This window comes from Haloarcula sp. Atlit-7R, from assembly GCF_003666065.1.
Taxonomy (GTDB): Archaea; Halobacteriota; Halobacteria; order Halobacteriales; family Haloarculaceae; genus Haloarcula; species Haloarcula taiwanensis.
On record NZ_QXIK01000004.1, the window covers coordinates 217,609 to 239,766 of the forward strand.

The 22,158-nt window shown below is 63.5% G+C and carries 23 protein-coding genes; 16 read left to right on the forward strand and 7 right to left on the reverse strand.

Features of this window, described 5'->3' with window-relative positions; all coding sequences use genetic code 11:
- The first annotated feature begins 142 nt into the window (after positions 1–142).
- The 3 genes from D3D01_RS11180 to D3D01_RS11190 all read left to right on the forward strand — a co-directional run bounded on the left by D3D01_RS11180 (position 143) and on the right by D3D01_RS11190 (position 2,506).
- Positions 143–343 carry a hypothetical protein gene (locus D3D01_RS11180; RefSeq protein ID WP_004518094.1) on the forward strand — a complete coding sequence of 67 codons (201 nt, stop codon included), beginning with the start codon at positions 143–145 and terminating at the stop codon, positions 341–343.
- 72 nt (positions 344–415) lie between these two features.
- Positions 416–1,255, forward strand: coding sequence for an inositol monophosphatase (locus D3D01_RS11185; RefSeq protein WP_121512245.1), 840 nt, complete (start codon positions 416–418; stop codon positions 1,253–1,255).
- Positions 1,256–1,357: 102 nt separating this feature from the next.
- The gene (locus D3D01_RS11190; RefSeq protein WP_121512246.1) at positions 1,358–2,506 is read left to right on the forward strand and encodes a DUF63 family protein; all 1,149 of its coding nucleotides are present in this window, start codon (positions 1,358–1,360) and stop codon (positions 2,504–2,506) included.
- Positions 2,507–2,550: 44 nt separating this feature from the next.
- Here the strand turns inward: D3D01_RS11190 and D3D01_RS11195 are convergent, their stop codons facing one another.
- The 3 genes from D3D01_RS11195 to D3D01_RS11205 all read right to left on the reverse strand — a co-directional run bounded on the left by D3D01_RS11195 (position 2,551) and on the right by D3D01_RS11205 (position 7,562).
- A complete protein-coding gene (locus tag D3D01_RS11195) occupies positions 2,551–4,260 on the reverse strand; it encodes a YcaO-like family protein (protein WP_121512247.1) in 1,710 nt (569 codons plus the stop codon).
- 31 nt (positions 4,261–4,291) lie between these two features.
- On the reverse strand, positions 4,292–5,110 hold the full coding sequence (gene tbsP / locus D3D01_RS11200) for a transcriptional regulator TbsP (RefSeq protein ID WP_121512248.1): 819 nt from the start codon (positions 5,108–5,110) through the stop codon (positions 4,292–4,294).
- A 364-nt stretch (positions 5,111–5,474) separates the two neighbouring features.
- Positions 5,475–7,562, reverse strand: a complete 2,088-nt coding sequence (locus D3D01_RS11205) for a hypothetical protein (protein ID WP_121512249.1) — start codon at positions 7,560–7,562, stop codon at positions 5,475–5,477.
- A gap of 152 nt (positions 7,563–7,714) precedes the next feature.
- On the opposite strand from D3D01_RS11205, the gene glyA reads away from it, so the two are divergent.
- Entirely contained in the window at positions 7,715–8,962 is a 1,248-nt protein-coding gene (gene glyA, locus D3D01_RS11210) for a serine hydroxymethyltransferase (protein WP_101350147.1), read from the forward strand.
- Positions 8,963–8,980: 18 nt separating this feature from the next.
- On the opposite strand, the gene D3D01_RS11215 is transcribed toward glyA, so the two are convergent.
- The gene (locus D3D01_RS11215; RefSeq protein WP_121512250.1) at positions 8,981–9,328 is read right to left on the reverse strand and encodes a hypothetical protein; all 348 of its coding nucleotides are present in this window, start codon (positions 9,326–9,328) and stop codon (positions 8,981–8,983) included.
- Between the two features lie 115 nt (positions 9,329–9,443).
- Between D3D01_RS11215 and D3D01_RS11220 the strand changes: the two genes are divergently transcribed.
- The 3 genes from D3D01_RS11220 (at position 9,444) to D3D01_RS11230 (ending at position 11,443) form a co-directional block, all read left to right on the forward strand.
- Positions 9,444–9,998 carry a hypothetical protein gene (locus tag D3D01_RS11220; protein WP_121512251.1) on the forward strand — a complete coding sequence of 185 codons (555 nt, stop codon included), beginning with the start codon at positions 9,444–9,446 and terminating at the stop codon, positions 9,996–9,998.
- A gap of 68 nt (positions 9,999–10,066) precedes the next feature.
- Positions 10,067–10,960, forward strand: a complete 894-nt coding sequence (locus D3D01_RS11225; protein WP_121512252.1) for a bifunctional methylenetetrahydrofolate dehydrogenase/methenyltetrahydrofolate cyclohydrolase — start codon at positions 10,067–10,069, stop codon at positions 10,958–10,960.
- Positions 10,961–11,443 carry an NUDIX domain-containing protein gene (locus D3D01_RS11230; RefSeq protein ID WP_121512253.1) on the forward strand — a complete coding sequence of 161 codons (483 nt, stop codon included), beginning with the start codon at positions 10,961–10,963 and terminating at the stop codon, positions 11,441–11,443.
- Between the two features lie 3 nt (positions 11,444–11,446).
- On the opposite strand, the gene D3D01_RS11235 is transcribed toward D3D01_RS11230, so the two are convergent.
- Entirely contained in the window at positions 11,447–12,166 is a 720-nt protein-coding gene (locus D3D01_RS11235; RefSeq protein WP_121512254.1) for a TFIIB-type zinc ribbon-containing protein, read from the reverse strand.
- A gap of 59 nt (positions 12,167–12,225) precedes the next feature.
- On the opposite strand from D3D01_RS11235, the gene D3D01_RS24080 reads away from it, so the two are divergent.
- From D3D01_RS24080 to D3D01_RS11245, 3 genes are all read left to right on the forward strand, one after another.
- On the forward strand, positions 12,226–12,372 hold the full coding sequence (locus tag D3D01_RS24080; protein WP_004518083.1) for a hypothetical protein: 147 nt from the start codon (positions 12,226–12,228) through the stop codon (positions 12,370–12,372).
- 700 nt (positions 12,373–13,072) lie between these two features.
- Positions 13,073–13,348 (forward strand): PadR family transcriptional regulator, encoded by a 276-nt coding sequence (locus D3D01_RS11240; protein ID WP_004518082.1) that lies wholly within the window; start codon positions 13,073–13,075, stop codon positions 13,346–13,348.
- 141 nt (positions 13,349–13,489) lie between these two features.
- Entirely contained in the window at positions 13,490–14,773 is a 1,284-nt protein-coding gene (locus tag D3D01_RS11245; protein ID WP_121512255.1) for an MgtC/SapB family protein, read from the forward strand.
- On the opposite strand, the gene D3D01_RS11250 is transcribed toward D3D01_RS11245, so the two are convergent.
- Positions 14,770–15,096, reverse strand: coding sequence for a hypothetical protein (locus D3D01_RS11250; RefSeq protein ID WP_101350140.1), 327 nt, complete (start codon positions 15,094–15,096; stop codon positions 14,770–14,772). The two genes, D3D01_RS11245 and D3D01_RS11250, sit on opposite strands and share 4 nt — an antisense overlap.
- A gap of 157 nt (positions 15,097–15,253) precedes the next feature.
- Here D3D01_RS11250 and D3D01_RS11255 point away from each other — a divergent pair, with 157 nt between their 5' ends.
- From D3D01_RS11255 to D3D01_RS11265, 3 genes are all read left to right on the forward strand, one after another.
- Positions 15,254–17,119 carry a sensor histidine kinase gene (locus D3D01_RS11255; protein ID WP_121512256.1) on the forward strand — a complete coding sequence of 622 codons (1,866 nt, stop codon included), beginning with the start codon at positions 15,254–15,256 and terminating at the stop codon, positions 17,117–17,119.
- A gap of 114 nt (positions 17,120–17,233) precedes the next feature.
- The gene (locus D3D01_RS11260; RefSeq protein ID WP_101350138.1) at positions 17,234–18,169 is read left to right on the forward strand and encodes an A/G-specific adenine glycosylase; all 936 of its coding nucleotides are present in this window, start codon (positions 17,234–17,236) and stop codon (positions 18,167–18,169) included.
- A gap of 46 nt (positions 18,170–18,215) precedes the next feature.
- Complete coding sequence (locus D3D01_RS11265) at positions 18,216–19,223, forward strand: sodium:calcium antiporter (RefSeq protein ID WP_101350137.1); 1,008 nt, start codon at positions 18,216–18,218, stop codon at positions 19,221–19,223.
- 58 nt (positions 19,224–19,281) lie between these two features.
- On the opposite strand, the gene D3D01_RS11270 is transcribed toward D3D01_RS11265, so the two are convergent.
- Positions 19,282–19,815 (reverse strand): GNAT family N-acetyltransferase, encoded by a 534-nt coding sequence (locus tag D3D01_RS11270; protein WP_101350136.1) that lies wholly within the window; start codon positions 19,813–19,815, stop codon positions 19,282–19,284.
- Between the two features lie 247 nt (positions 19,816–20,062).
- Here D3D01_RS11270 and glmS point away from each other — a divergent pair, with 247 nt between their 5' ends.
- The 3 genes from glmS (at position 20,063) to D3D01_RS11285 (ending at position 22,140) form a co-directional block, all read left to right on the forward strand.
- Positions 20,063–20,509 (forward strand): methylaspartate mutase subunit S, encoded by a 447-nt coding sequence (gene glmS / locus D3D01_RS11275; protein ID WP_101350135.1) that lies wholly within the window; start codon positions 20,063–20,065, stop codon positions 20,507–20,509.
- Positions 20,510–20,777: 268 nt separating this feature from the next.
- On the forward strand, positions 20,778–21,356 hold the full coding sequence (locus D3D01_RS11280; RefSeq protein ID WP_121512257.1) for an NADPH-dependent FMN reductase: 579 nt from the start codon (positions 20,778–20,780) through the stop codon (positions 21,354–21,356).
- Positions 21,357–21,507: 151 nt separating this feature from the next.
- Complete coding sequence (locus D3D01_RS11285; protein ID WP_101350133.1) at positions 21,508–22,140, forward strand: YIP1 family protein; 633 nt, start codon at positions 21,508–21,510, stop codon at positions 22,138–22,140.
- Positions 22,141–22,158 lie beyond the last annotated feature (18 nt).

Sequence of the window (22,158 nt, forward strand, 5' to 3'; positions counted from 1 at the left end):
AGCGCCCCGCGTAGCGATGCCATAACTATGCATTCTCGGCATGAGTCTAAATCATTTGGGTCTGATTATTAATTTCTGTAACTGGAGGGGTGTTGTTGTTCTGGGCCGTAGATTTAAGCCACCCTATGTGTTAAGAAGTAACATGGCTACAGACCAGTCCGAGGGGGCCAGCCTGCACGTGCCACCGCTGGAGAATACGGCGTTTTTCTCCATTGAGGACGATGACGGCTACGTCCGTATTGAACAGTCACTAGGGAACCAGGTCCTGTACACACCCAACGAAGCGCGGGACATCGCTGAAGCAATTCTCGACGCTGTTGACGAGGCTGTCGAGGAGGAGTAATCCATTGCTGGTGGTCGGCCCTGTTTTGCTGGAAGGCGAGACGGTTTGAATGAGGGCGGTCCACCGTCAGGTATGACAGATGCAAGCCACCGGGCGGCGGTCGCCGAGCGAGCGGCCCGGTCTGGCGGTGTCGTAGCCCGGGAGCAGTTCCGGGGCGACCTCAACGTTGAGTCGAAGGCCAACAAAAACGATCTCGTGACGGAGACGGACCGCGACGCCCAGCGACAGGTTGTCGCCACTGTTCTGGAAGCGTTTCCCGGCGACCGATTCCTCTGTGAGGAAGCCCTCTCGATGCGAGCCGGGCCGGAGGCCGACTACGAGCCCGAAGCAGTCGACAACATCCCACGTAACGGCTCTGTGTGGGTAATCGATCCGATTGACGGGACGGCAAACTACGTCCGCGGAATGCGCCTCTGGGGGACCGCTGTCAGTGCGGTCGTCGATGGCGACCCGGTCGCATCGGTGATCTATCTCCCCTCGTATGGTGACCTCTACGCGGCCGGCCCTGAAAATGTGACACGAGACGGGACTGAACTCTCGGTAAGTGGACGAACCGACCCGGAGACGTTTGCGGTGGCCCCCGTCGGCTGGTGGGACCGCGATGACCGGGACGAGTTCGGTCGGCTGTGTAGTGCTGTCGGCGACCGATTCGGTGACATCCGGCGCCTGGGGTCGTTCCAGGCAACGCTGGCCCACGTTGCCGACGGGGCACTTGAGGGACTCGTTTGCACGCGCCCGATGGCACCCTGGGATACGCTCGCCGGCGTCCATATGGTTCGACAGGCCGGCGGCACAGTCACTGACCTCGATGGCGAGCCTTGGACTCACGACAGCGACTCTGTCGTCGCTTCCAACAGCGAGGCTCACGAGGCATTCGTAGCGGCCGGCAACGAGGCGCTCAGGGGAGAGTAAACTCACTTTCACATCCAAACCCCGCCGCGTCTGGCTCGCGGACTTTCGCTCCACGCACACTGGACCGGAACGCTGAAACCGCCTGCCACCGGTCACTCGGCCATGGAAACGTTCGAACGAGCCGTCGATGAGTACGGGCCCGGCCAGCTCTGGGTGGGCTCTTTCGTTGCAGTCCTCCTCGTTGCGGTTGGGGCCGTTATGGCCGCTCCACAGGCCGTCTGGGATCGGTTCCTCTGGCAGTACTTCTGGGGCCCAGTGTACGCCGACGCCAAGTCGGCCAGCTGTGCCGAAATGACTGCATCCGGCCCACAACCGCTGTACGATGGCTGTAGGGCGGCTATTCAGGATGGGCGGCTCATCGCTGAGCCGGGGTACACTATCGTCTCCGAGGTCGGCTACATGCTGATTCTGGTGTACATGCTCGTCGGCGTCTACTTCCTCCTCGAGCGACTGGACATCGCCAAAGACCCGAAGCTCTACTTCGCGTTCGTGCCGTTCATGCTGCTTGGCGGCGCGTTGCGGACCGTCGAGGACGCGACCGACCGCGCGGTCGACGCCGGGGTCACACCCATCGTCGAGTACCCGCTGAGTTCGCTCATCATCAGTCCCGTCATCTACGGGACGGTGTTCCTGCTGACGTTGCTCGTCCTCGTCGCCTGCGTGGACCTCGAACAGCGTGGCGTCATCGATAGCTACTACCGGACGACCGGCGCTATCGGCGGAGCGTTCGTCGCCGTGACCCTCCTGTATCTCACGGTTGTCGCCCTTACTCGTGAGTATGCGACGCTGTATCCGTCAGTCCTTATCACGACTGTCGTGCTGGCGTCAGCGCTGTCGTACGGTCTGTACCGCCTGTTCGAGTCCTACCGCCCGGCGCTGAACGACGGAACTGGCTATATCGGTCTGCTCGTCATCTGGGGCCACGCAATCGACGGCGTCGCGAACGTCTTGCTGGCCGACTGGCTCGACGCCCTCAACGTCCCACTGACGTACTACCCGAAACACCCGGCCAACGAGTTCATCATCGAAGCCACCGAGGCGCTCCAGCCGGCCGGCCTCTCGGCCGCCATCGGCACGTCGTGGCCGTTCCTGATCGTCAAGCTCGCCGTCGCTTCGCTGGTCGTCTCGCTGTTCAATCAGGAGTTCATCGACGATAGCCCGCGGTACGCGCTCCTGTTGCTCATCGCCGTCACCGCGGTCGGTCTGGGGCCGGGGACGCGGGATATGCTGCGGGCGACGTTTGGCATCTGATTACGGACTTCGGCTATTCGACTCCGCCTCTCGTTGCGTCGGCGCTACGGAAACGGATGCTGTTCCCTGTCGAGCCGCGGCTCGAAGCCCAACTCGGCCGGCACAGCTTCGGCCCGCTGGCCGAAGAACGAATCACCGAAGAACAGCGGTTGGGCCGACGGACAGACGACCCGAACCGCCTCGAACCCGAGCTGTTCGAGATCGCGCGTTGTCAGCCGTGCCCCGTGTGGCGTGAGCCCCGCATCCGCCGACCGGTCACACAGTGTCTCTAGCTCCGCCTCACCGGAGAGGTCTGCATCGGGGCCGAGCGAGTCCAGCGGGACCGCCGTCTCGGTGGCCGTCAGGTCGGCGGCCTCGCCGGGTGATTCGGCGTAGCGTCCGATTGCGCCCTGTGCGTCCATGGCCGCCTCTGGCCCCATGCTGTCGAGTTCCATCCAGTTCTGGAGCGCCTCCTCCAGCGCGCCGACGGCGGCCGCGCCCGGGTCCAGATCTGCGTCGGTCCCGAGCGCGAAGCGCGGCCATTCGTCCTGTTCCAGCGCGACAGTGATGACTGGCACGTCCACGTCCTGTGTCAGCAACAGCGCCGTCACGTCGAGCCCCTCAGATGTCGCGCGCCGTTGGAGCGTGTCGTACTGCTCGTGGTCCTCGACAGCCACCCGGAGCGGCTCGAAGGTCGAGTACCACGACAGCATCGCGGCGTCACGCTCGATGACCTCGTACAGCCCGGTCAGTAACGCCTCGGTGACGGTGTTTCCGAGTCCGAGCCCGGTCGTCGTTGCCGGCCTGACAGCGTCCGATGGCGGCGGATAGTGGACGGTTTCGGCGGGCAGCGACCGACGGTCATCGGTCAGTAGATTTTTCGCCGGGACCCAGCGGAGTGCCGTCGAGTCGTCCCACTCGGATTCGTCCCTCACGAACGCATCGGGTGTGACGGCATCCGGAACATCGGTGACGGTCCCGCGTTGCAGCGTCCCGTCTCTGTAGACGCCGGCTGCGTACCGCTCGTAGTTCTCGCCGAGCGCTTTCATGAAGGCTGTATCCCAGTCGATAGCGACACCGGCGGCCTTGGCGGCGGCCGACACGTCGCTGAATCCGGTGGTGTCGGCGAGCGTCGACAGGTAGTACGGAGCCGGGAACGACTCGACCTCGCCGACTTCCGTGGCGATACCGACCCGCTCGTCGAGGCCCAGTTCCGCCCGTGAGAGCGCCTCGCTGTCCGGGGCTGTCCGGCGACCGTCGTCAAGGGTGCGGCTCGGCGTCTCGCCACAGTCACAGCCCGGGACCGGCAGGAACCGCCGCTGCGTATGTGGGAGTTCCGTGACCGTCCCGAAGAGGGCAGCGTCCCCGTCGAGAAATCGGGTGACCAGTCGACCCGCCAGCGCTCCCGCGAATCGCTGCGTGGCTGCTGCTGGGGCTTCTGTGATCTCCTCGGTATCGTCGACCGTCGCCTCGACACGAGTCCGCAGACAGTCGAAACAGCCCGTCTCGGGTCCGAAGCCGCTGACCGCGGCGTCAGTCACCGGGACGCCGCCGACGCCGCCCAGTTCGACGGCGACCCACGGAATGGCATCCCCGTTCGCCCGGCCGTTCCACGCCGTAAACGTCTCTGACCCGACGGTATCGACGACGACGGCGAGATCGCCACTGCTGTCCGCCGGTGTCGACGGCTGTGCTACTGAAACATCGATATCAGCGAGAAACGCAGTGAGTGCATCGACGGCCGGTCCACGCCCGACAACTTCGACAGTTCGCATGCCGAAGCCCTCGTGGTGAAGGGAGAAAAACCTACGCGGCGAGGATGGACTGAGCCACGGAGGCCAGCTCGTCCGGGTCGGCGTCTTTGAGCCGGTCGTCACCGAGCATCAGGCGGAGCCGCGGTCGGCCCACGTCGATTGGGACCTTCTCAGTGTCGATGAGGTCCATGTCTTCGAGTTTCGTCTTCGTCCGCGAGAACGTCGCCTTGCTCGCCAGCCCGACATCCTCGCCCCATTTGCTGATGTCGTACAGCAGCTCACCGTTCCGTGCGGCCACGAGCAGGCTGATGGTGACCTCGTCGAGGCCGTCGCCGTCGCCGCGGGCCGTCGACAGAGAGCTGAGAACGTCGTTGAAGTCCGACGCGGTTTCCGGGCCGATGTCGGATTCCAGCGTGCTCTGGACGCGGTTGAGCGGCGGCGTCCGGAGCGAGTACTCGTCGGCGTCTTCCCAAGCCGAGTCGTAGTAGTCGTAGGCGTTGTCCACGAACGCCGCGTCGTCGGTCCCGAGACCGCCGACCGTGTCGCTGATGGTCACGAGCGCATACACCGTATCGACAGTCACCGCAACCGAGTGGTTCGGCACGTCGTCGAGCAGTCGCATCGTGAGCCGCTCCTCGTCGATGAGGTCGGCCGCGGTGCTCGCAACGAGGAAGTCGTCCATGACATCCTTCAGTGCCCGCTCGTCTGCTAGCAGCCGAACTTCGGGGGCGTCCGAGTCCGCGTCAAGTGTCGATACAAGCTCCGAGATGCTCCGCCGCGACGGGTTCACGACGTACACCGGCTCGTCAGTTGCCCCAAACACCGTGGTCAACATAGAACCGACGTCGTCTTGCAGGAGATTTTCGGTCATTGTCCCTTGGCAGTATCTAGTGCATTAGTATATTTAATTTTACCGGCCATACTGTGTTGATTTCGCTAACAATCAGACAACACACACCGGTAAGAGGCGATAAAATATTGGTCAACTGTCCTAAGCAGAAGCCGCTCGCCTCACGGACTGAACCACCGATTCTGAGTGTCGATTTCGCATGAAACCGGTAGAACAAATGGCTGCCTCTCTGCTTTCCGTTCTGCAAACCCGCGATTTCAGCACAGTATCTAATACGCAAAGTGAATACAAAGTAGCGACCTACTGTGACTACTTGATGACCGGACGCTGAAACGGTTGCAGCCGCCTCGGTTTCGCTTTCGGAGCCCGGCAGTGTGGGGTTCCGTCAGAAATCCGTCCGGAGGAGCGCGGCTAGGTCGTCGGACCAGTGAAACTCCCCGTCATAGATGACAGGCAGTGACGTCTGGCTCAGCGTGTCGGCCAACTCGGAAACGCTGAGCGAATGGCTCGTCTGCTCGCCGTTCAGGGCAGCGCTGTCGTCGAACGGTAGCCGGTAGCTCTCACCGGGCCGTTCCGGGGACACGACCGTACACTCTACGTCGAAGCCTGTCTCCCCTTCGGAGAGCCAGACGACCGCTGGGTGTGCAGGATTGGGAACGATCGAGTAGGTCCCGTCGCCGACGACCGCGTAGTCCTTGCACATCATTATCCGCCGACGGGCGAGTTCCAGCGCACGCTGGATGCTGAATCCGTTGCTGAGCAACCGTGCGAAGGCCGTCCCGACTAGGGCGGCGTGCTTGTCCAACACGTCGGTAAGTGTCACCGCGCCGGCGACCGCGCCCTGTTTGACAAGGTCAAGCCCTTCATCGTAGGAGCCACAGGCGTTCAGGAAGAACGTCTGTGTTCGGGCCTCTGATAGCGATGCCAATGCCAGGTTACCGTCGGGACAGCGCAGTCCCTCCTCGTCGCAGTGGCCGATGAAGTGGACGAAATCGGCCGGCTGTCGGAACACGTCGGCCAGCTCGTTGACCGACAGCAGCTTGCTGACCTGGACGTCCATTGGTAGGTCCGCTGCCCGGTATATTTCTGTGACTTCCGTGTGCTCGTCGGCCATCTCCTCATCGTTGAGGACGACCGCGACCCGTTGACTGTCGGCATCCCGGTTCTGAATCCGGTAGCGGTTGAGGTACGCCTCCGCTGGCGTTTTGCACGCGTCTATCGGGTTCCCTGGCGCGAGCCACGAGTGCAACTGCCCTTCGCGCAGATTCGGCTCGATAACCGGCGGACGCTCGGCTGACCCACGACTCAGATACGAATCCGCCAGCGTCCTGTCGAGAAGCTCTCCCCGGTCGAGCCGGGAACTGTCCGGCAGGTAGATGAGGCTGAGCCGGTCGAGCAGGAACGGGAGACAGCGGACCCGTTCCGGTTTCGGCGAGACGTACGTCGAAAGGGGCCATTCAGGCAGGATCGAGCGCACGGCCTCGTCGGAGACCTCGATGTATCGCTCGAGCCGCCCAGCTGGCGACAGCGACCGAAGCGTCTCCGCGTCGAGTGAGAGCGCCGACGTGATACGGGGGCCGCTCTCTGCCGGGTCGACGCGTCTGACCTGACAGTCGAGGTAGAACACCTTGCGGAGTAGCGCCGCGACGCCGGCCTGTAACGACGGCCAGGCGTCAAAGGAGAGGTTCACAGACGTGCCTTCGGCCGTCAACAGCGCGGCATCCCGTGACTCAACCACCACGTCCGCCCCGAGATAGTAGGCTAGCGGTGCGCTGACGAGCAGCTCCGCCTCGCACTCCGGAACATAGAGTGTGATTCCGGTTTCGGGACGGTTCTGTCGAACCGTTTCGGGGATACGGGTCGTTTCACCGGTCGTGACTATCGGCGGGTGTCCGCGGAGTTCTGGGTGCGAGCGGGACGGCTGCATCGTGTGATGGGCCCCGCCCAGATGGGTGACCGCCGTTGCAAGGCCTGCGGGCGTCGCAGGGACCTGCAGGTGCGGCCGCTTTGCGTTCGTTTCCCAGACGAACCCGACAGTTATACTGGTCGGTTCCCGGAAGGCAAGCACAGTGGTAACACCGGCCGAGTGGAGCGACGCCGGACCGTCGAAGCGGACGTGGATCCGAATGTCGTCAACGATGCCAAGCGGCGACTCTTGGCCACTATCCGAAGCACGGGCCTGCATCGTCAACAGGTACTCTCCTGTCTCAAGCGTCGTCGGTGAATCAACCGTCTCAGCATCCGTGTCAGTGCCGACTCGGGTTACCGTGGCATCCACCGCCGGCAGCGCCAACTCGGTGACGGACCCGCTGTAACAGTCGTCGACAGTGTGTGGCAACCGTTCGCCGTCTGTGACTTCTCGATCGTGTAATTGGTGCACCAGTGCGGTCGGGTCGACCGTTTCCCCATCCCAGTCCAGCGTTTCACCGCCGTCCCGGCCCACCCGCTCGCCTGCCACCCCCCAGGTGACCATATGTGAATATGTGGAACGTCATCTGATATATACGTACGGTTGTCAGTACGTCCTCATCGCCAACCATATTCAGCACCGGATGCGGAATAAGACTGTCACACACACGGTGACCAAAGGGTAGATTATTGTCGTATCAGTCCTGACTCGGATACATGAGCTACGAAACCGTCCGGGAAGCGGACCCGGCAGTCGCGGACGCTCTGGAGGGCGAACGAGGCCGGCAAAACGACACGCTGGCGATGATCGCCAGCGAGAACCACGTCAGCGAGGCTGTGATGGAGGCACAGAGCTCCGAGTTGACGAACAAGTACGCCGAGGGCTATCCCGGCGAGCGCTACTACGGCGGCTGTGAGTACGCCGACGACGTCGAGGAACTCGCTATCGACCGCGCGAAGGAACTGTGGGGTGCGGACCACGTCAACGTCCAGCCACACTCCGGTTCGCAGGCCAACATGGGCGTCTATCTCGGCGTCCTCGAACCCGGCGACAAGATTCTCTCGCTCGACCTGACTCACGGCGGCCACCTCTCGCACGGCCACCCGGCGAACTTCGCCGGTCAGGTGTACGAGGTCGAGCAGTACAAGGTCGACGAGGAAACCGGCTACATCGACTACGAGGGTCTCCGCGACCACGCAGAGGAGTTCGAGCCGGACATCATCGTTTCGGGCTACTCCGCGTATCCCCGGGAGGTCGACTTCGAGCGGATTCAGGAGGCCGCCGATGCGGTCGACGCCTACCACCTTGCGGACATCGCCCACATCACCGGTCTCGTCGCTGCCGGCGTCCATGAGTCGCCGGTCGGCGTCGCAGACTTCGTCACGGGATCGACGCACAAGACCATCCGCGCCGGCCGCGGTGGCATCATCATGTGCGACGAGGAGTACGCCGACGACATCGACGCCGCCGTCTTCCCCGGCTCTCAGGGCGGCCCGCTGATGCACAACGTCGCCGGCAAGGCTGTCGGCTTCGGCGAGGCGCTGGCCCCCGAGTTCGAGCAGTACGCCCAGCAGACCGTCGACAACGCCATCGCGCTCGGCGACCGACTCAAAGAGCACGGCCTCTCGCTGGTCTCGGGCGGCACGGACAACCATCTCGTACTCATTGACCTCCGACCGTCTCATCCCGACACCACTGGCAAGGAAGTCGAGGAAGCGCTGGAGGAAGCCGGCATTGTCCTCAACGCCAACACCGTTCCGGGCGAGACCCGCTCGGCGTTCAACCCCTCGGGCATCCGCGCCGGCACGCCCGGGCTCACCACCCGCGGCTTCGACGAGGACGCCTGCCGCGAAGTCGCGGACCTCATCTACAAGGTCGTCGACGCTCCCCACGACGACGATGTCGTCGCGGAAGTCAGCGACCGTGTGGACGAGATGACCGACGAGTACACGCTGTACGACTGAGCGGTCCCGACCGTCGTTTTACCGGCGGTACCGGCTTTCGTCACTGACGTCCCTGAACAGCATCGTGAGCGGGACCAGAACCGCCATCGCGACGGCGATAAGCGCGAGGATGGGTAGCGGCGGCAGGAACGCCAGTGCCATCCCGACCGCGTCCCCCTCCACGGCGTTGACGGCGGCGACCGCTCCGCTGTCGTAGAATATCGTGTAGAGAACGCCAAACAGGACCGTCATGAACACGATAGAGTAGAGCATCCGAAACGGACGGGTGACGATTTCGACGGCATTGTGCCGGATTCGTCCGATTTTTCGGCTCGATCCTCTGTTCGTTTCGCTGACGAGCAGGCCCAAGAGGCGTCGGACAACCATGAGACACAATGGATGGCTGACAGCATGAACGTATACCCTGATTACCGACGACGCGCTCGTCCGAGCACTCCGGCGTGCCCGCTGTTTTTTCACCACACTCACCGTTGCGTTCAGCGTGACCGAGACCGACAGGACGCGTCGCGCGGTCCTGACTGCGGGCGTGGCGGCAGTTACCGCGCTCGCCGGCTGTGACAGCGGCTCTGGCCCAGACTCGCAGCCGTCCGAAACCGGGACGACGCCGCCCACGGAACCGACGACGACCGCTCTGACCCCGACGGAGGGAACCGAGCATTCTGACCTAGACCTGCGTGAAGCGAACGTGACCGACGTGGCCGTGACGAACAGCGGGGGGCAGGACTATCGGTTCGACGTGACGCTGTATCACGACGACGACGGCGAGGACGGCTACGCGGACTGGTGGCAGGTCGAGACGCTGGCCGGAGACCGACTCGGCCGCCGGGACCTCCTGCACGCTCACTCGACGACTCCGTTCACCCGTTCGGAGACGATTGCGGTTCCCGGCGATGTCGCATGCGTGGTGGTCCGGGGCCACGACCAGACCCACGGGTACGGCGGGCAGGCGATGACGGTGGCTGTCCCGGACGGCGCGACACGGGCCATCCGGCAGGGGGCCGAGCGGAAGTCGGTCGCCGAGTCGGACTGTCCCTGAGCAGGGTCGCTGTGGCGGCTGGCCGAAATCCGGGACGTTCATACCGCCCCGTGCCGCCGTTGTACCTAATGACAGAGATTATCGACGGCAACGCCGTCGCACAGTCGATTCGGGACGACCTGGTCGCGTCCATCGACCGCCTCGCCGACGCCGGCCACCGTCCGTCGCTAGCGACGGTGCTGATGTCCGAGGACCCGGCCAGTGAGACGTACGTCTCGATGAAACAGGACGACTGCGAAGAGGTCGGTATCGAGGCCATCGACATTGACATCGACCCCGACGCGGACGCCGCCGAACTGTACGACACAATCGAGGACCTCAACGCCGACGACGATGTCAACGGCATTCTGGTCCAGATGCCCGTCCCCGACCACGTCGAGGATAGGGAGGTCCTCCGGGCTATCGACCCGATGAAAGACGTCGACGGCTTCCACCCGGAGAACGTTGGCCGACTTGTCGCCGGCGACGCCCGCTACAAGCCCTGCACGCCCCACGGCGTCCAGAAGCTCATCGAGAGCGCCGGCGTCGACACCGAGGGCAAGGACGCCGTCGTCGTCGGCCGGTCGGACATCGTCGGCAAGCCGATGGCGAACCTGTTCATCCAGAAAGCCCCGGGTGGCAACGCGACGACGACGGTGTGTCACTCCCGGACCGACGACCTCGCCGAGCGGACGCGAAACGCGGACATCCTCGTCGCCGCGGCCGGCGTCCCGGAGATGATAGACGGCGAGATGATTCAGGAGGGCGCGACGGTCATCGACGTGGGCATCAACCGCGTCGACGCCGACACAGAGAAGGGGTACGAACTCGTCGGCGATGTCGAGTACGAGAGCGCGAAGGAGGTCGCTGGCGCAATCACGCCGGTCCCCGGCGGCGTCGGCCCGATGACCCGCGCGATGTTGCTGTACAACACGGTCAAAGCGACGGGCCTGCAACACGACATCGACGTCGACCTCCCCTGAATGCCGGCGCTCGCGGCCTTCCGGAACCGTGACGTGCTCACCCGGCGTGTGACCCGCGAGACCGACGCGGCGGGCGTCGATGCGGTCCGGGCCCGCGCCGAGCGCGGCTGCCACTGGGCAGTGGGTGCGCTCGTCACCGACCCCGACGACCGCGTGCTGTTCGTCTACGAGGACGACACGTGGAAGCTCCCGGGCGGCGGCGTCGAGGCCGGCGAGACCCGCCGAGCGGCCGTGCGCCGCGAGGTGCGCGAGGAGACCGGGGTGGACATCGCCGTCGACGGACTGGCCGCCGTCACCGAGGTCACAGTAACCGACGGCGGGCGCGAGGCGACGTTCTTCTTCGGGACCTACCGCGGCACGCCCGCGTCGACGGCGCTCGCGTCGGACCCCGGCCTCGACGGCGAAGCGATAGAGACCGTCACGTGGCGGGACTCGGTTCCCGAAAACTGTCTGGACGAGTCGCTTGTACGGCGACTCCGGTGACGGTTACACCGTGTCGTCCTCGATTCCGGTGAGCCAGTTTTCAGCTCTGACGAAGGCGCTCTCGTCGCCGGTGATGTACGACCCCAGGTCCCGCGCTGCATGGACGAGGCGGTTCGCGTCCGCGGGGTCGACGTCGCCGTCCAGCGCCTCGACCCGCTTTCGATGGTCGCGGATCCGCCCGGAGAGCTGTCGCGCGGTTGGTTCCGGATCGGTGTCCAGATACGTCCGTACGTCCCGCTGATAGCTGTCGACAGCGGCCGCCATCGCTAAACCGTACGGCACGCGAAGCGCCGACGGGACGTCTTCGACGGACGGACGATTACCGTCGTCAGCCCCACCGAGCAGTTCGTAGAAGTACCGCTCGGCCGGGTCGCCGCTGCGCAACTCTCGGGTGAGGTGTGCGCCGACGTGCTGGAGTTCGACCGCGGCGACAAATGTCGGGTCGAGCGGGCGAAGCTCGCCCGCGTCGATGAACCCCCGCTTGCGCGTGTACTCTCGGCACCGCTCCGCTGCCGCATCAGCGAGTTCCCGCGTCGTCTCCGCGTCGATTCGGCTCCGTACCGGCGTCAGGTCGAGCGTGGTTGGTGTATCCGTGTGCTCGGTGTGCTCGTCGATCCCGACGCTGTGGATGCTACCACAGTCCGGACAGGCGATGCTTCCGGTCTCGTAGTACCGCCACCGCGTGCCACAGTCTTGACACTCGCGCTCCCCGCGGACTTTCATACGACATAGTGAGAGGGCAGCCCTCAAGATTGTTCCGTGCGGGCTGTCTACGCCCACGTATGCGCTCGGAAGACGAGATCCGCGAGCAGTACGAGTTCCTTGTTGAACAGCTAGACGACGAGGAGATGAACCACGAGCGGGTCCGGATGATGTTCACTCACTACAAGCGGGCACTCGGATGGGTGCTTGAGGAGGAACATATATAGATTAGTTACAACTTACATTCATATCTACTTCGATAACTAACATCTGCTGGACGGGGCCGGTACTTTTAAGTTATTCTGCCCCATTCGACCAAGTGACGCTTCGCTTGGAGGGCCGAAGCGTCAGCGGGGACCAATTCAGGGCGGCAAGCGGTCGCGTTTTTCGCGACCGCTTTCCACTTACTTCGCTGCTAACAGTCTAGTACAAGTGGTTTCTGTGTATCTGAAACGTAACTGCTCGGCGATACGACGCGCTCGATAGACAGTTGTGTGTCCGCCGCGTGTGCCGCGCCAGTTCAACCTCGATGCTGCCCTCGGCGACGCCGCCCTTGACCACCATGCGCGACTGTCACCCCAAGTTCACCGGTAATAGTGCCGCGAGGTGCTTCCCCTGCGCTGATGTGATCGTATTGTCAGAGGTCGGTCATCGTTCTGAGATGTGACACGGTGACGGTGGGTTGACTACTCCTTCCACTACAATCAGGCGTGTTTCTGCCAACTGTAACCTGCAGTGACAAATAATACGGCTGCCATCAGTTTCCGGAGAATGATGATATACTGACTGTATTTACCGTATGGGCAAAACGATGACTGAGGGCCTACATACAGAAAATTCGACACGTAGAGGTGCCGAAACTATATCAAATTCTCTGGGCCGATATATTTAACAGTATAGATACTAAATCGTTACATAGGAGAATCGATGCACGACTTGACAGGATTCCAGCGTGACCTGCTCTACGTGATCGCTGGCAGGGAAGAGCCCCACGGGTTAGCTATCAAGGAGGAACTCGAAGCGTACTACGAGAAGGAGATCCATCACGGTCGCCTGTATCCGAACCTCGACACGCTTGTCGACAAGGGACTCGTCGAGAAGGGCCAGCGCGACCGCCGGACCAACTTCTATACCCTCACGCGCCGCGGGCGTCGCGAAATCGACGCCCGCCGTGAGTGGGAAGACCAGTACGTCGACCTGTAACGAGGTCACACCGCCGCTGGTAAGGCTGTCGTTCCCGGGTAGCGACGAGACACATCGCTGGCTTGTACCGGTGGTCGACCGCTGACTGCCGAACGAGAAACACATGCCCGGAACCAACAACTGTTAACTTATGTCACACGTATGTGCTCTATGTCGATTCTTTTGCAGCTCTCTCCGGTCCCAATTCAGACGACAGTGTTTCGAATCCTGCTCGCGGGGGCGCTTGGGATGTTTCTGGGGCTCGAACGGGAGTGGTCACAGAAGTCGGCCGGTGTTCGGACGTTCGCGCTGATTAGCCTGCTCGCTGCGGTGTTCACGCTGGTCGAGAGCCAGGCGCTGCTCGTCGTCGGTGGCGTCCTGGTCATCGTGCAGGGGATCTTGCTCGCAGTGCAGGGGCTCCTCGGCAGTGCGGAAGAAGAGGGGCTATCGCTGACCACATCTGTCTCGATGCTCGTCGCATACGGCATTGGGGCACTGGTCGCACAGGGGTTCATTCTCGAAGGCGTTTCGGTCGCCGTCTTCTCGTCGTTGCTACTGGTGCTCAAGCGGGAACTCCACTCCCTTGCGTGGGGGCTCACTCGCGAGGAACTACGCTCAGCGACGGAGTTCGCCATCATCGCCTTCGTCATTTACCCGTTGCTTCCGTCCGAACCGGTCGAACTGCCTAGCGGACTGGTCGACGTGACCGTGGAACTGCGTGTCATCTGGCTGATGGTGGTGTTCGTCGCCGGCATCGGCATCGTCAACTACGCCATCGTCCAGACGTACGGCGGCCGCGGCATCGCCGTCACCGGCTTCTTCGGCGGTCTCGCGTCGTCGACGGCGGTGGTCGGCACGATGCTCGACCACGTTCGACAGCGGCCGGACGCAACCTCGTATGCCGTTGCCGCGATTCTGCTGGCCGACGCAGCGATGGCGCTCCGGAATCTCCTTATTACCGTGTTCTTCACCGTCGAGCGCGGCGTTTTAGTCGAGGCAGTTGTTCCGCTTGGGGCCGTCATTGTCGGCAGTGTCGTTGTCGCCGCATACACCGCAGATTGGTCCGAGACGGTCGAAATGGGGCTTGAAAGCCCGTTCTCTCTACGGAATGCGCTCGCTTTTGGCGGGGTATTCCTGCTGGTCGTAGTCGCTGGCGGGTTCGCAGAGACGCAGTTCGGAACAGCAGGTCTCTACGTCACGTCGGCCCTCAGCGGGCTGGTTTCCAGTGCCGGGGCGACGACCTCAGCCGTGTTGTTGTACCGCGGCGGCGCTATCGACGGACCGACGGCGATGGTCGCCATCCTGATCGCGACGGCCGCCAGTATCATGATCAAAGCAGCGCTGACCGCCCCGGGACCGAACCGCGCCTTCGCCACCCGTGTCGCATTCTGGAGTTCGGTCGTCCTCGGTGTCGCAACAGTGCTGGCGCTGGGACTCTTGATTTAAAACTGGTAGCGCCGGTCATCCTTGTCCTGTTGCTGGGGGAAGTCGTTCCCGGTCATCTGGTCGAAGGTCATCCCTGAGAGGTACTCGTCGTACGTGCAGTCGTAACTCGACCGGAGGTGGAAATCAAGTGTCCCACGGTCGACGGTCGACTGAAACAGCATATGAACCGCGCGCCTGACGAGTTCGTCCGGATCGTCTGGGTCGAGTGCGACTGACAGCATCGCGAGTTCGTTGCGTGTCTCACGGTCGATGGACAGCTCGAACTCGTCGTCGAAGTCGCCGTACGCCGCTTCGATATCATCCTGCAGATCTTCGAGGCTCATACGAAAGGAGACGTCGAGCGCGAGGAAACCCCTTACGACTCGTCTGAGGCCGCTCCGTCAAAACACGTGTCTACGCCAGTATATCATATGATAAATTATATCATGGGTTGAACATAACGATTGGTAGCGGTCGACCACTGAAGGGTTCAGATCAGTAATGACAGGTGGTGGGGACGAGACAGCAGGGTCCGGCCAGCACGACGGACTGCGAGAGCGGCTTCGCGCAGCACTTCCGGGCGTGTACGCGCGAAACTACGCGGCAAAATTCGCTGTCGCGCTGGCAGTAATCGTCGTCGTACTCGCAGCCGTCGGCTTCGGCAGCTACCTGCAGATACAGAAACGGGTTGTCAGCGACGCAGCGACGGACCTCGAAACGTCGGCCACGCATCGCGCCGACAGCATCGAGCAGTGGCGGACAACCACCGAGACGAATGTCATCGCTATCGCGGCTGCAGGGGTGTACGACACTGGAACGCCCGCAGATATCAGACAGTACCTCACCACAGCAGCCACGGCAGAGTCGTCACGGGTTCGGTCGCTTCACTACGTCTCCACCGTCGACGACTCGGAGGTCGTTGTTGCTAGCACTGACCAGAGCACAGACAGCCGGGCTCCGTGGGCGGTCAACCCCGCGTGGAAGTCCCCAGTACTGGCGACGTTGAACGATACGACCGGTACTGAGACAGTAGTGCAATCGACGGCATACGCGGACGGTAGCGGCCACTCGATAGCGTTTGTGACTCCCGTCTCCGATGGCGACGGGGCACTAATTCTGGTTGCGCGGGTCCCGGTGGGACAGTTCAACGACGGTCGCAGCGGGTTTGAAACGCGACTGCTCACCGGGGACGGAGACCCGCTTATCGACGGTCAGGACGGTTCCGCGCCGCTCAGTCAGGACGGTCTCCGGGCCGCAACAGCGGGCCGAACGACGACTATCGAAACTGAAGACCGTGTCACAGCGTACACGCCCGTCAACGGCACGTCGTGGGTGGTCGCGACGAGCGCCGAGCGCGAGTCGCTGTACGGGACCAGCCGACTTGTCCGCCAGGGATTTCTCGCTGTCATCGGGACGGCAGTCGTCACGCTGGGCGTCGCGGGGTATCTCTTCGGACGGCACACGGTTCGACCAGTGGTACAGCTCCGCGACCGAACGCACGCGATGAAAGAGGGTGACCTCGGCGTCGATATCTCGACCACTCGGCAGGACGAGATCGGGCGGCTGTACGACGCGTTCGAGAACATGCGGGATACGCTGCGGAGCCAGATCCGACAGGCGCAGGCGGCTCGTGAGGAAGCCGAACGGTCGAGCCGCGAACTCGAACGGCAGAACGAGCGGCTGGACGAGTTCGCGTCGACGCTGAGCCACGACCTCCGCAATCCGCTGACGGTCGCTCGGGGACATGTCGAACTGCTTGCGACACGGCTGTCGGATCCGGAGACGGATGCGGCCGACCTCCAGTCCCACATCGAGAAAATCGAAGACGCACACGACCGTATCGAGTCGATAATCGACGACGTGCTGACGCTGACGAGAAAGGGAGCAAGCGTCGAGGAGACCGCTCCGGTTCCGCTGGAGGCCGTCGTCACCGATGCGTGGGACAACATCGACAACAAAAGCGCTGGCATCGAAGTCACGGGGAGTCGAACCATCGACGCCGACCGGACGCGACTCTTACGCGCCTTCGAGAATCTGTTTCGCAACGCTATCGACCACGTCGGCCCGGACGTGACTGTCACGGTCGGACTGACGGAACACGGATTCTATGTGGCCGACGACGGGCCGGGAATCCCGACTGACGCGGTCGACAACATCTTCGAGTACGGCCACACGACGAGCGAGGACGGGACCGGGCTTGGCCTTTCTATCGTCAAGACAATCGCGGAGGCCCACGGCTGGCGGCTGTACATCGATACGACCTACCCCGACGGCGCGATGTTCGTGTTCGCGGACGTGTTCAGCGAGGACGAGCCGGACTGGTACGGAACCGAGTTCGAGTGGGGCCGACCCGAAGCCGACGACTGATATCACCGGCTATTGCAGGATTCCATTCTCTGTCGAGGGGATTCTCTCCAGACGCACGGTCAGACGAGCGGTACCGACCGCCACGCACAAATCAGGACAGAGCCAAGCGGGGGTATGACCGACCAGTCGACAGCGACGGACCGCCCGGGAGACGTGCCCACGGACCCGTCGGCTGTCCGGGACGCGCTCGTGGAGTGGTACGAGGCGGATCACCGCTCGTACCCGTGGCGGGAGACGACAGACCCCTACGAGATTCTCGTTTCTGAGGTGATGAGTCAGCAAACCCAGCTGGACAGGGTCGTCGACGCATGGGAAGACTTTCTTGACCGCTGGCCGACTGCGGCGGCGCTGGCAGCGGCCGACCGTTCTGCCGTGGTGGGTTTCTGGACCAGTCACTCGCTGGGGTACAACAACCGGGCGAAGTACCTCCACGAGGCCGCGGGGCAAATCGTCGAGGACTACGACGGCGAGTGGCCCCGGGACCCGGACGGCCTCAGCGACCTGATGGGGGTCGGCCCCTACACCGCCAACGCCGTCGCCTCCTTCGCGTTCAACAACGGGAACGCAGTCGTGGATACGAACGTCAAGCGCGTCCTGTACCGCGCCTTCGACGTGCCGGACGACGACTCGGCATTCGAGGCGACCGCGAGCGCGCTCATGCCGGAGGGACAGTCACGGGTCTGGAACAACGCCATCATGGAACTGGGCGGGGTCGCCTGCGAGAAGACGCCCGACTGCGACGGCGCGGAGTGCCCCTGGCGCGAGTGGTGCGGGGCGTACGAGACGGGCGATTTCACCGCGCCGGACGTGCCCACACAGCCCGAGTTCGAGGGGAGCCGCCGACAGATGCGGGGCCGGGTCATCTCGGCGCTGAAGGAGTACGACGAACTGCGGCTGGACGACCTCGGCCCCCGCGTGCGCGTCGACTACGCTCCCGACGGGGAGTACGGCCGGGAGTGGCTCCGCGGGCTGCTGTCGGACCTCGAAGACGACGGGCTGGTTGAGTGCGAGGGGGCCGGCGATGGAGTCGTCGCTCGCCTCAAACGCTGACCGCGAGTGGCATACATCTTGAACCCCTGTGGCTAATACGTTCCCAATGGTTGGCTTGCTCGGCTCGGTCGCCCTCATCGTCATCGCAACCGTGGTCATCTGGAAAGGCAGCGGGTACTTCGAGCAGGCCGCCGAACGACTGAGCAAGTACTACGGGCTGCCGGTAGCGGTCCACGGTGCTATCGTCGTCGCCGTCGGATCGAGCTTTCCGGAGATCAGTTCGGTCGTCATCAGCACTGTCATCCACGACGAGTTCTCGCTGGGCGTCGGGGCCATCGTCGGAAGCGCAATCTTCAATCTGCTCGTGATTCCAGCCCTCGCGGCGCTGTCGAGCGAGGAACTTCGGTCGACGCGCGACATCGTCCACAAGGACGCCCAGTTCTACGTTATCAGCGTCCTCATCCTCTTTATCGTGTTCGCGCTCGGGGCGACCTACGTCCCGGGCGGGACGAACCAGGCGGCCGTCCTGACCCCCGCACTCGCCGTCGTCCCGCTGGTGACCTACGGCATCTACGTCTTCCTGCACCAGCAGGACGCGAGCGACCACGTCGCAGACGAGACCCACAGCGTCCGTCCGGGCCGGGAGTGGGGCATGCTCGGGGTCGGCCTCGTCGTCATCACCGTCGGCGTCGAGGGGATGGTCCAGGGAGCGCTCTCGCTGGGTGTTATCTTCGACACGCCGCCGTTCCTCTGGGGATTGACTGTCATCGCCGCCGGCACGAGCCTTCCCGACGCCTTCGTCAGCGTCCGGGCGGCGAAAAACGACGACAGTGTCACGAGCCTGACGAACGTTCTGGGGAGCAACACGTTCAATCTCTTAGTGGCGATTCCAGTCGGCGTCCTGCTGGCCGGGCGGGCGACAATCGACTTCCTCGTGGCCATTCCGACGATGGGATTTCTGGGCTTTGCGACGCTCGTGTTCATCGTCTTCACGCGGACGGACCTCGAACTCACCGACCGCGAAGCGTACACGCTGCTCGGCCTGTACGTGGTGTTCGTCTGCTGGATGACCCTGGAATCCGTCGGCCTCATCGAGACAGTCCGCGGTATCTGAGCGGCGCTGGGTCGCTTTTGTCCGCCGTCGAGGCCCGCGATCCCCACAGCCGCGCGGGCTACTCGTCGGCGGGCGGTAGCTCGCGAGCGTAGACCGCTTCATCGTACGGGTCGCCGCCGATAGTGAGCGTGCGCGTCTCGACCCGCTCGAAGCCGAGGTTCTCGAAGAATTCCCGACTCCGGTCGTTCGAGGCCAGGTCAAGCGCGCGGAACTGCTCAACGCCGTGTTCCCGGAACATCGATTCGAGCCGGTCGTACAGCGCCGTCCCGATGCCCTCTCCGTGGTGGTCCGGGTGGACGTACAACCGCAGCATCGTCCCCATGGTGTGCATGGTGATGCCCTGTGTGAACCCGACGATGTCCCCGTCCTGCTCGGCGACCAGCAGCACCGCCTCGATATCGTCGAGGTCGTTGGCGGGGACGCCACCGGCCCACCCGTGCAGCGCGCTCCCCAGCGGGTCGGCGTACCAGTCGGCTATCGTCTCGTCGATGACTTCGGACTCCAGGGAGTCGTAGGCGTCGTGCCATGCCGCCCGCGCGACCCGGCGGATGCCGTCGGCGTCAGCGTCGAAGGCTCGGCGGATGGTCGTCATGCGTGGCCCAACGCTGGATAGACAGATTGTTCCGAGCAGGTGCCACGCTGAGTGGACTGATGCGACAGACGGTGCAGTCCCGGTGGCTCGGTCGACCGCTGAGGCGTGTCGCGTACCATATGCTGTGTCTATCGGTTCGTTTGGGCTATCATGGCTAATATCCTCCCCCAGCGTGTGTGAACTGTTCGCATAATCTATCATGGTTTATCATTAGGTTTATGTAGTTGACACCCATTGGTGGTCTTGTATGAGGACAGTCATCCTCGGTGTCATCGGCTCCGACGCGCACGTCGTTGGGATTACCATTCTGGAACGAGCGTTCGAAGCGGCAGGGTTCAACGTAGTCAACCTCGGTGTCCAGTCGTCCCAGTCGGAGTTCATCGACGCCGCGGATGAACACGACGCCGAGGCGATACTCGTGTCGTCGCTGTACGGCCACGCCGAGCAGGACTGTCAGGGGTTCCAGCAGCAGATCAATGAGGCAGGACTTGACGTGACGACGTACATCGGCGGCAACCTCGCTGTCGGACAGGATTCCTTCGAGGAGACGCGCGAGACGTTCAAAGCGCTCGGTTTCGACCGGGTCTTCGATTCGGAGACCGACCCGGAGGAGGCCATTGAGGCGCTGAAGGCCGACCTCGGCCACCGCTCCCGCGAAGAGGCCTCGTCGGAGAAAATTCAGCTCGGCTCCTGACCCACAGACTGCTGCTTCAGACGCTTGCGCCGGCGACCCCTGTGCAATCACTCTCGGCTACTGCTACTGTCGACCACGCACAGCCCGGGACGCTGTACGACCGGTACGGATGGGCCACATAGCACCGTATCTCAGCCGTCTCTACGTGTACCACGACAACTGACGTCGGCCAACGGACCGTAGCCGTGACACTCCGGCAACGGAACCGAGACCAGCGACACACTCTGTCACCCCCATTGATATACCGGGTCCACTCCATAGCCCTGTCATGGCCGAACCACACGTCGTCGGCGTCGTCGGTAGTCTCAGAGACCAGAGCTACACCAGAGTTGCTATCAAGCGCGCGCTCGCCACTGCCGAAGAGATGGGAGCGACGACGGAACTGCTGGACCTCCGGGAGTTCGACCTGCCGGTGTTCGATGCCGACCACCGCGAGGTAGGCGACGCCGTCGAATTCACTGACCGGGTCCACGCGGCTGATTCGATTTTGCTGGGGACGCCGGTGTATCACGGGTCATACTCCGGTGCGTTGAAGAACGCACTCGACTACTGCGGCTTCGACGAGTTCGAACACAAGACTGTGGGGCTGCTTGCGGTCGCTGGCGGGGGCTTTCCGATCACCGCGCTCGAACACCTCCGCTCGGTCTGCCGGGCACTGAATTGCTGGGTCATCCCGCATCAGGCCGCGGTTCCGAACGCAGGTGATTACGTCGCTGACGGCCGGATAACTGACGCAGACATCGAAGACCGGGTGACGACGCTCGGTGAGGAAGCAGTCCAGTACGCGAACATCGAACCAGACCCGGCGTGTTTCGAGAGCGCGGAGAACGTCGGCGCAGACGATTAGCGGCGAGGACCGTGCGCGCGTCCGAGCCGTGAGCGTGTGATCCGGGGGTGCAGACGATTAGCCGCACATACCGTCGTGCGTGTCCGGCCAACGGCAGGCTGCTGACCGAGAGAAGGAAACGGTCAAACCGCCTCGCGCCCAAGTTTGCGGCGTGACTCAGTGGGTCGAGAATCCGACCGGCGGCCGGGACCGGGGGCCGACCGCGCTACTGCGCGCGTGGGTCGAGATACTCAGTCGTCCGCGGCGGTTCTTTCGCGCCGGCGTCGCACCGGGCGACCAGGCACCGGGACTGGTGTTCGCCGCGACGGTGGTCCTCTTCGAGGAGGTGAGCCGGTACGCCGTCGTCAAACTGGCCCAGCGGGGCCTCCTGTCTACGGGGCCGTTTGAGTACCCCGCTATCGGCGGCTTCTCGCCCGGCGTCGCGGTGCTGGCGCTGTTTGCTATCCTTGTGTTCGTCACGCCGGCGACGGTGCATCTGACGGCAGCGTTGCAGACCCTGCTGTTGCTCCCCGTCGCGTCGGACCGCGGTGGCGTGAGCGAAACTGTACAGGTGATGTGCTACGCGATGGCCCCCTGCCTGCTGGCTGGACTGCCCAGCGCCGAGGTCCGGGTTCTCGTCACCGCCTGGGGTGCGGGGTTATATCTGCTGGGCACTGCTGTAGTCCACAACGTCAGGCTCCCGGTGGCGGCGATCGTCGGGGCCATCCCCGCCGCCATTATTTTCGGCTACGGCTTCCGCGGCTTCCACGCCCTCTCGGTGCTGGTCGCCGACTACGGGTTTTAGGGGCTGCCCGCGTGCATC

Excerpts from the sequence above, each read along its gene's own strand:
- D3D01_RS11190 (WP_121512246.1), top strand. The coding sequence starts at position 1,358 with ATGGAAACGTTCGAACGAGCCGTCGATGAGTACGGGCCCGGCCAGCTC.
- D3D01_RS11205 (WP_121512249.1), bottom strand. The coding sequence starts at position 7,562 with ATGGTCACCTGGGGGGTGGCAGGCGAGCGGGTGGGCCGGGACGGCGGT.
- D3D01_RS11195 (WP_121512247.1), bottom strand. The coding sequence starts at position 4,260 with ATGCGAACTGTCGAAGTTGTCGGGCGTGGACCGGCCGTCGATGCACTC.
- D3D01_RS11240 (WP_004518082.1), top strand. The coding sequence starts at position 13,073 with ATGCACGACTTGACAGGATTCCAGCGTGACCTGCTCTACGTGATCGCT.
- D3D01_RS11270 (WP_101350136.1), bottom strand. The coding sequence starts at position 19,815 with ATGACGACCATCCGCCGAGCCTTCGACGCTGACGCCGACGGCATCCGC.
- D3D01_RS11235 (WP_121512254.1), bottom strand. The coding sequence starts at position 12,166 with ATGAAAGTCCGCGGGGAGCGCGAGTGTCAAGACTGTGGCACGCGGTGG.
- D3D01_RS11185 (WP_121512245.1), top strand. The coding sequence starts at position 416 with ATGACAGATGCAAGCCACCGGGCGGCGGTCGCCGAGCGAGCGGCCCGG.
- glyA (WP_101350147.1), top strand. The coding sequence starts at position 7,715 with ATGAGCTACGAAACCGTCCGGGAAGCGGACCCGGCAGTCGCGGACGCT.
- D3D01_RS11225 (WP_121512252.1), top strand. The coding sequence starts at position 10,067 with ATGACAGAGATTATCGACGGCAACGCCGTCGCACAGTCGATTCGGGAC.
- D3D01_RS11180 (WP_004518094.1), top strand. The coding sequence starts at position 143 with ATGGCTACAGACCAGTCCGAGGGGGCCAGCCTGCACGTGCCACCGCTG.
- D3D01_RS11215 (WP_121512250.1), bottom strand. The coding sequence starts at position 9,328 with ATGGTTGTCCGACGCCTCTTGGGCCTGCTCGTCAGCGAAACGAACAGA.
- D3D01_RS11260 (WP_101350138.1), top strand. The coding sequence starts at position 17,234 with ATGACCGACCAGTCGACAGCGACGGACCGCCCGGGAGACGTGCCCACG.
- D3D01_RS11245 (WP_121512255.1), top strand. The coding sequence starts at position 13,490 with ATGTGCTCTATGTCGATTCTTTTGCAGCTCTCTCCGGTCCCAATTCAG.
- D3D01_RS11265 (WP_101350137.1), top strand. The coding sequence starts at position 18,216 with ATGGTTGGCTTGCTCGGCTCGGTCGCCCTCATCGTCATCGCAACCGTG.
- D3D01_RS11250 (WP_101350140.1), bottom strand. The coding sequence starts at position 15,096 with ATGAGCCTCGAAGATCTGCAGGATGATATCGAAGCGGCGTACGGCGAC.
- glmS (WP_101350135.1), top strand. The coding sequence starts at position 20,063 with ATGAGGACAGTCATCCTCGGTGTCATCGGCTCCGACGCGCACGTCGTT.
- D3D01_RS24080 (WP_004518083.1), top strand. The coding sequence starts at position 12,226 with ATGCGCTCGGAAGACGAGATCCGCGAGCAGTACGAGTTCCTTGTTGAA.
- D3D01_RS11280 (WP_121512257.1), top strand. The coding sequence starts at position 20,778 with ATGGCCGAACCACACGTCGTCGGCGTCGTCGGTAGTCTCAGAGACCAG.
- D3D01_RS11255 (WP_121512256.1), top strand. The coding sequence starts at position 15,254 with ATGACAGGTGGTGGGGACGAGACAGCAGGGTCCGGCCAGCACGACGGA.
- D3D01_RS11230 (WP_121512253.1), top strand. The coding sequence starts at position 10,961 with ATGCCGGCGCTCGCGGCCTTCCGGAACCGTGACGTGCTCACCCGGCGT.
- tbsP (WP_121512248.1), bottom strand. The coding sequence starts at position 5,110 with ATGACCGAAAATCTCCTGCAAGACGACGTCGGTTCTATGTTGACCACG.